The 6,908-nt window shown below is 40.9% G+C and carries 8 protein-coding genes; 1 reads left to right on the plus strand and 7 read right to left on the minus strand.

Annotated elements, in window-relative coordinates; translation table 11 throughout:
* Nucleotides 1–52 precede the first annotated feature (52 nt).
* From HWQ37_RS22885 to HWQ37_RS22905, 5 genes are all read right to left on the minus strand, one after another.
* Nucleotides 53–1,519, minus strand: a complete 1,467-nt coding sequence (locus HWQ37_RS22885) for a Fic family protein (protein ID WP_292751206.1) — start codon at nucleotides 1,517–1,519, stop codon at nucleotides 53–55.
* Between the two features lie 150 nt (nucleotides 1,520–1,669).
* Entirely contained in the window at nucleotides 1,670–2,005 is a 336-nt protein-coding gene (locus HWQ37_RS22890; RefSeq protein ID WP_292751209.1) for a XisI protein, read from the minus strand.
* Nucleotides 1,993–2,409 (minus strand): XisH family protein, encoded by a 417-nt coding sequence (locus HWQ37_RS22895; RefSeq protein WP_292751211.1) that lies wholly within the window; start codon nucleotides 2,407–2,409, stop codon nucleotides 1,993–1,995. Before HWQ37_RS22895 ends, HWQ37_RS22890 begins: the two co-directional genes overlap by 13 nt.
* Before the next feature lie 38 nt (nucleotides 2,410–2,447).
* A complete protein-coding gene (locus tag HWQ37_RS22900; protein ID WP_292751213.1) occupies nucleotides 2,448–3,716 on the minus strand; it encodes a glycosyltransferase family 2 protein in 1,269 nt (422 codons plus the stop codon).
* Nucleotides 3,717–3,724: 8 nt separating this feature from the next.
* Nucleotides 3,725–4,363 (minus strand): YybH family protein, encoded by a 639-nt coding sequence (locus HWQ37_RS22905; protein WP_292751216.1) that lies wholly within the window; start codon nucleotides 4,361–4,363, stop codon nucleotides 3,725–3,727.
* A gap of 23 nt (nucleotides 4,364–4,386) precedes the next feature.
* Between HWQ37_RS22905 and HWQ37_RS22910 the strand changes: the two genes are divergently transcribed.
* The gene (locus HWQ37_RS22910) at nucleotides 4,387–4,596 is read left to right on the plus strand and encodes a hypothetical protein (protein WP_292751219.1); all 210 of its coding nucleotides are present in this window, start codon (nucleotides 4,387–4,389) and stop codon (nucleotides 4,594–4,596) included.
* A 212-nt stretch (nucleotides 4,597–4,808) separates the two neighbouring features.
* On the opposite strand, the gene HWQ37_RS22915 is transcribed toward HWQ37_RS22910, so the two are convergent.
* Complete coding sequence (locus HWQ37_RS22915) at nucleotides 4,809–5,507, minus strand: glutathione binding-like protein (protein WP_292751222.1); 699 nt, start codon at nucleotides 5,505–5,507, stop codon at nucleotides 4,809–4,811.
* A gap of 42 nt (nucleotides 5,508–5,549) precedes the next feature.
* Complete coding sequence (locus HWQ37_RS22920) at nucleotides 5,550–6,326, minus strand: class I SAM-dependent methyltransferase (protein WP_292751225.1); 777 nt, start codon at nucleotides 6,324–6,326, stop codon at nucleotides 5,550–5,552.
* Nucleotides 6,327–6,908: the final 582 nt, after the last annotated feature.

Genomic DNA, 6,908 nt, shown 5'->3' on the forward strand with positions numbered 1-6,908 from the left:
TTATAGGTTGGGAATTTATTGGAAATGGTGTAGCTCGTCGTAGACATCGCTTTCAGAGACTCTTGTTCCAATATTCCAAACCCGTCACAATTACATCTTCTAACCACTTCTTAAAACGCTCTGTTAAATTACCCTCTTCATCAGCATAAGAGAACTGGAATGGAGAATCTGTTAGGGCTTGAATGTCACTAATGTTGCGCTCACCATCTTCTGCATTATCTCTGTGGTATGCACACGCAGAACACACAAGTAAGCCACGATACTCATGTCCAAGAACATGAAATGAAAGCAAAATCGTCGTTGATATTCCTATATCAATAACTAACTGTATCCAGGTATGATAGTTACGAATATTAGCAAAATATCCTAACTGTTTAGCCGTCTCTACAATTTGGTAGCGGTGGTAATATGAACGAGTATCACCAGCAGACGCACTAATTATAAAAGCATCAGCATCATCCACTAAATTTTGTACGGATAGCTTGATTTCATTAGCAATATCTTGTGAGCGATTAGAGGCTATCTCAAATAATTTTGAAGCAAAATCTTCAACTTTTCGATTACGCTCTTGAATAGATGCTGATTGATTTTGCTTCAGCTTTTCAGCAATGGAAGCAATAATAACCTGAGTACGTCGGGACTCTGATAAGACTTGTTCTGATAAACCAAGACTGCGGATAAAAGCTTGCTTTTGGCTCTTGGCAAACAGATCAATCAATTTTGACAAATTGCCTTGATCTGCCTGCTCTAAAGCTGCAATGTAATCTGCACGGTCATCACGAGTAAGAACTAGAGGAAACCAACCAGCTTGAATAAAAACTAAGCTGGCAATACATCGAGCAACTCGGCCATTTCCATCTTGAAATGGATGAATCTGTGTAAATCGATGATGCAACCAAGCTGATTCAACTTCAGGGGGAATTTGCTGATTTCGATGTTGATGATGCAATTCAATCAACTTATCCATTTCAGATGCCACTTGTTCTGGGGGGCAGTATTCGTGAATAATGCCATCTGGTCTCATCGGATTGTTAGGTAGACGCTTCCAGTCACCCATTATGAGAGGAACACGAACAATTTCCCCTGTCGATGGAACTAAAGCCTCTGTATATTGTTGGTTCTGGGTTAAAACCTGATGTAACTGCTTTATATAGGACGTTGATAAATTTCTTTGCCCGCCCACAAAATCAAACAGTCCTTCAATCGCAGTTTCCTGATCCCTGATTAAAGACACTACTTGTTTTACAGGACGATCTGTAGCTCCATGAGGAATCAGAGCTTCGTTAATTCCTTGTTCAATTAAAAGGCGAGTTATTCCTCGATCTATGTTGTATAATCGCTCAATAATTCCAGTTTCAATCGCTATTTCGCGGCGTAGTCTTTCCATGAAGACTTTAAACTCACCAGATGCGCGAAGCCGCTCTGCTTGCTCATTCCAAACAGTTACCAATGGTGGTAATTCCGAACTAGCTAAACTTTGCCAACTTGATAATATATCTTCTATCGGTTGCCATACCATAAGTCATTAATATTTGATAATTAATTTTAAATTTTACCTTATTTATTTTCATAATCACTGTAAGAATTTCCACCATGATGCTCAGTTTTCACCCAGGGCGTAGTTTACCGCCGTAGGCATCGCTAATTATTCCGATTTTATTTGCTAAATTTATGCAATCGCATATCCCGTATATTGCCTGACATTTTGCGGGTGAAATCCTAAGACAATTTTATCTTTAGGAATTCCGGCAGCTTCTAATTCGTAGGTAACACCATCTTCTGTATCATCACGTTGTACCCAGATTTTGCCATCGATAATGTCAATATGAACTAAGCAACCGTGAATTCTTTTAGCACCATCCCAACCAATAGTTATCAGCAAATAGCTGTCATTTTCGCTATCAAAGACTGTTTTACACTCGATAACTGCATAGGAATAAGGAATTTGTGTATAAGGTACTAACACCTCTTTGATGATGCGTCGATAGTTATCTAAGGTATCCATTGGATAATCCTCTCAGTTTCAGGATTGAAAACAAGTAAATTTAGATTTTCACTTTCTATTAAAAGTGTACCAATTGGTTCTTCAAATAAAGCTGTGAATACGTTGTCACGAACTGCTAGGTATAATATTCTCTCAGGTTCTAGGCGACTGATAACAGCACGATACAGAATAAATCCGCCGATGGCATTTTTGAGGTCTGCCATTTCTGAAGGACTGACAAAACTTTTAATTTCTACGGCTATTTTTTTAGTTCCTTGTTCTGCGGCTAAAAGTTGTTTTGCTCCTAAATCTACATACATATCTTTTTGACCCCATTTTAAATGTAAAGGGTCATCTGTAATTATCCAGCCTTCTTTAATTAAAGAATTTTTAACAGCATCGTGATAGATATCTTTTGCAGGCATATCAGATTTTATTTATTTCTATAATCACTGTTAGGATTTTAACCACGATGCTCAGTTTTAATCCAGTGCGATCGCTCCTTTTGCACACACATTTTTAATGTTATGAAAATCATCACAGGAATCCAATGCACCATGTATAATGACCCTTGAATTGTTGCCCAAATCAAAGACCATCTTCGTAAGTTTTGAAATTGGTAAATTCCAGCAATAAAAGCAACCGTTAAAATGATGCTGAGTAGTGTCTGGAGGGGAAATAAAACTGGATGATGGCTATAAAATATTGTCCAAAGTAAATCGGGGATTAGTCCAATTGGTAGAAGAAATTGTAATAGAAAAAATAATAGTAAATCAATTTCTTTCGCCCAACCTAAAGTAAGAATTTGCGGAAAATAATCTAGATAACGCTGATAGCCACCCTCAGCCCAACGACAGCGTTGATTCCAAAGTTTTTCCCAAGTAGTTACACCTTCTTCCTGAATTGATGGAACTGTCACAAACTCAATTTCCGTACCTGCTAAATAGAGTTTGAAGCAAAGATCCAAATCATCGGTGACGGTGTTCTCATTCCAACCTTGACACTTTTCTAACAATTCTCGACGAACTAACATCCCATTACCCCGCAGTTCAGACATTCCACCAATAGCAATGCGATGGGTTTGTAAAAAGCTATCACAGCACATTTCCATCTGCTGACAACGGGTTAAGAAATTAGTATTAACATTAGAAATCGCTTTTCGCACTTGCACTGCACCGATAGCTTGTTTCTGAAATAGAGGTACTGTTTGTCGGAGAAAATTGGCAGGTAATTGAGCATCCGCATCACAAACTAGAATAATCTCCCCTTGGGTAAAGGGAAACACCGCATTCAACGCGCCTGATTTACCACCTTTTGATTCCCGCCGATGAACTTGTAAAGCTGGAAATTGAGTTTGTAATTCTTTCAATATCTGGGGGGTTTGATCGGTACTACCATCATCAACAACCCAGATATCTAGGCTAGGATAATTCAATTGACATAAGCTGTAAACTAGATTAGCTAATACCGGGCTTTCATTTTTAGCCGGAACTAAAATCGAGACTGGCGGTAAATAAATCTCACTTTCCATCACCGCCGCCTGTGGTTTTGCTAACAGCATCCGTAAGGTTTGCACAGTCAGGATTGCTGTTAATGCCAACATGAACCATTGTGTTACAGGTAGCCAATGCAGCAAACTCACACCACTCCAAACCAACAAAACTACTATGGTTGCCTTGATACGGCGCTGAAAGGTAGTGTTTTTACTGGGCTGGTGCGTGCTTTGTTTCACTTTATTTGCTATATCCTTGCGGTTTGTTGCTTAGTCTTGCGACGTAATAATAGCATTGCCACTGCTCCCAGAACGAAACCGCCTATCCCGGCTGCAACTGCTAGAATCTGTCCCAATTGTTGAGCAGCATTCAAAACTGGGTTATTCAGCAAATTGGAAGAGAAATGTAGGGATTGAATTGTCCATTTATCTTGGAGTTTTTGCAGCACTGCTGTCCATCGCAACGCCATGTCTGCCGTTTTGCCATCTTTGAAAGAAAAAGATGCGATCGCTTCTCCAGAGGCAACATCGATCTCTGGAGTAAGAAATGTTCTGATAGGATCTCCCTTTAGTTGCATTTTGATATCTTTAATGGAACTGGAAAACTGCTGATTCCAGTACTTTTCAAACTCAGGAACTTGATGAAAAATTTGGTTATCAACTGTTGTGATTGTGAAGTTTGGGTGCAAGTAAGGCTGTATTTTGCTAAAATCACGGGTGTTTAAGGCTTGTAAGGCAATATCCCGCGTGCGAATAATTGCATTTATGTCTTGTGGGTTGACATCTGCAAGAGCGGATTGGGGGAGATTCCAAATTACCAAGACTAACAAAAAACTCAAAACTAGCTGAGTGCATTTATATATGCTTGCCCATCTCTGTTTCATCATCTAAAAAACCTGTAGATTGGGTGATGCTTACTGATAATTTTTTTAATTTTACTACCCACATTCTGCCACTTCTGTTGGCTGGTGCGATTAAAAGAATTTTTACAGACAAAGGCAGGAGGCAGTGTTTCGACTACGCTCAACAACCAGGCAGATACCCACCGGAATCTGGTACTCTATCTTTTAGTTGGCGCTGTCGCAAAATCTCAACTCCCGCGACTGTCGCCAATCTATAAAATTATTTCTATATACACAAGCTTTAATTTTGTAGTGGCGTGGCAAGGCTAAAATGTTGCAAAAAAATTTGTAGGTTGGGGAGCCACTGCGTTGGGCGGGTTCCCCGACTTGAAGCACGTGGCGTTTGAGGAACGAAACCCAACACTCCGATCGATCAATGTTGGGTTACGCAAAGCCTCCACCCAACCTACATCTACACAATTTAAAATGCTTAAGGCTGAATAGTCTTTGCCGACTGGTTAAATAACAAATCTCGTGACTTATCTGGATCGAGCGCTTGAGTTTTCAATGCTTCGGCTTTCTCGTAGGCGCGAATTGTTGCGGGACGGGCTTTAATTGTCTCAAACCAGCGTTTAATATGAGGAAAATCTTCTAGGTTTTGACTTTGGCGTTCATGAGGCACAATCCAAGGATAAGCAGCAATATCAGCAATGGAATAATCGCCAGCTACAAATTCTCTATCTGCTAATTGCTTATTTAGTAATGCATATAAGCGTCCCGTCTCATTCACATAGCGGTTAATGGCATATTCAATTTTTTCGGGAGCATAAGTACTAAAGTGATGATTTTGTCCCGCCATTGGCCCCAGCCCAGCCATTTGCCAGAATAACCATTCTAAAACTTGAGTGCGATTACGTAAATCTTGGGGGATTAATTTCCCGGTTTTTTCTGCCAAATATAGCAAGATTGCCCCAGACTCAAATACCGAAATTGGCGCACCTCCATCTGCTGGTTCCTGATCAACGATCGCGGGGATGCGATTGTTAGGAGAAATCCTCAGAAATTCCGGCTTAAATTGATCCCCAGCCCCAATATTCACAGGGATTATGGTATAGGGTAAGCCAACTTCTTCTAAGAAAATTGTAATTTTATGACCGTTGGGAGTTGTCCAATAGTAAAGTTCAATCATGGTTTTTTTCCTAAAATTGTGCGATTTTTTTGTAATTACGAATTACGAATTAGATAGTGGTGATTTTGCGATCGCAGCCCAAACTCTATGGTGAACCTCAAGAATTGGCGTGGGATATTTGGTTGTGAGTAATGTCGCCAATTCTTGATCAAATACTTCTACCAATTCTTGTGTCAAGCTGGCTCCCACGCCAGCACTAGCACGAATTCGTCCCCGCCAATCTTCGTGTGTATAAGAGACAAATACATCGTAAGAAAATGTACGGATATCTCGGAATCCTCCTTCGCCAATATCTTGTAACCACAAGGGATGTAAGCCATTACCGCCGCCCAGATTCCACGCAGGATTATGAGCCTGGATTAGTTGTTCCGTTGCTTCAACCACATTACCTTTTAAGGGTATCCAATCAAAATGTGCGATCGCAATCGAGCCATTTCTTCTCAATATGCGAGTAATTTCCTGGACAGCGCGCGGACGGTCAAACCAATGCCAACACTGTCCGGCTGTCACCACATCTGCACTTGCGTTTGGTAACTCGGTATTCTCGGCAGTTGCGACTCGATAATCTACTTGAAGTTGGGCAGATTCGCTTAACAGTCTGGCTTGTTCTAAAAGTGAAGCTGATGGATCTATGCCAATTACATAAGCACCTCTATCAGCAAAGCCCCGCGCTAGTGTTCCTGTTCCTGTGCCGAGGTCAACAATATTCTGCCCTGGTAAACCTATACCATATTCAGACAGTTTGTTAAATAATGAACTGGGAAAGCCAGCCCGGTGTTTTGCATAATCAGTAGCAGTTGCACCAAAATCAATTTTCATACCTACAAAACCATTCTTGTAACAATTGTCTAGCCTAGAAGTTCTCTATCCACGGACATACTTCTACTTCCCTACGGAACGCTGCGCGAACCCATCCGGGTCAAGAGTACTAAGCTAATCGTCATTCATTTTTCCAGAATGATTCGCTTGTAGTAAGGGCTTCAGCCCTGCTTTTATGCAACTTAAATGCCGATTAGCTTATCAGGATTATGAAGCATTAGCAAAACAAGTGTTTTAGAAAATTCTGTTTCCTACTTACTAGCCGTAGTCGTCAGATAGGTTAGAACAGTATTGATTGCTCAAAGCCTTGAAGCAACTGGGTTTTTACTCAGCACTGGCTCAACCCTAGCTATCCGCTAACAGCACTCAGCACTTTGCACTTGGGAGCATCCCAAATGTGCAAAAACCTTGATAGCCCTCATCCCCTAACCCCTTCTCCCAAAGATGGGAGAAGGGGAACTAGAATTATGTCTCTCCTCTCCCAAGCAAAGATAAAAATATTCTTCCCTGTAGAAGCTTCCGCCTTCACGTTTCCGTGTTTCGCGCAGTCTGTAGCAGCTTCCGCCTTCCCTGTAGAAGCTT

Source organism: Nostoc sp. NMS4 (genome assembly GCF_017115095.1).
In the GTDB taxonomy this organism is placed as follows: Bacteria; Cyanobacteriota; Cyanobacteriia; order Cyanobacteriales; family Nostocaceae; genus Nostoc.

Excerpts from the sequence above, each read along its gene's own strand:
- HWQ37_RS22885 (WP_292751206.1), bottom strand. The coding sequence starts at position 1,519 with ATGGTATGGCAACCGATAGAAGATATATTATCAAGTTGGCAAAGTTTA.
- HWQ37_RS22890 (WP_292751209.1), bottom strand. The coding sequence starts at position 2,005 with ATGGATACCTTAGATAACTATCGACGCATCATCAAAGAGGTGTTAGTA.
- HWQ37_RS22895 (WP_292751211.1), bottom strand. The coding sequence starts at position 2,409 with ATGCCTGCAAAAGATATCTATCACGATGCTGTTAAAAATTCTTTAATT.
- HWQ37_RS22905 (WP_292751216.1), bottom strand. The coding sequence starts at position 4,363 with ATGATGAAACAGAGATGGGCAAGCATATATAAATGCACTCAGCTAGTT.
- HWQ37_RS22910 (WP_292751219.1), top strand. The coding sequence starts at position 4,387 with ATGCTTACTGATAATTTTTTTAATTTTACTACCCACATTCTGCCACTT.
- HWQ37_RS22915 (WP_292751222.1), bottom strand. The coding sequence starts at position 5,507 with ATGATTGAACTTTACTATTGGACAACTCCCAACGGTCATAAAATTACA.
- HWQ37_RS22920 (WP_292751225.1), bottom strand. The coding sequence starts at position 6,326 with ATGAAAATTGATTTTGGTGCAACTGCTACTGATTATGCAAAACACCGG.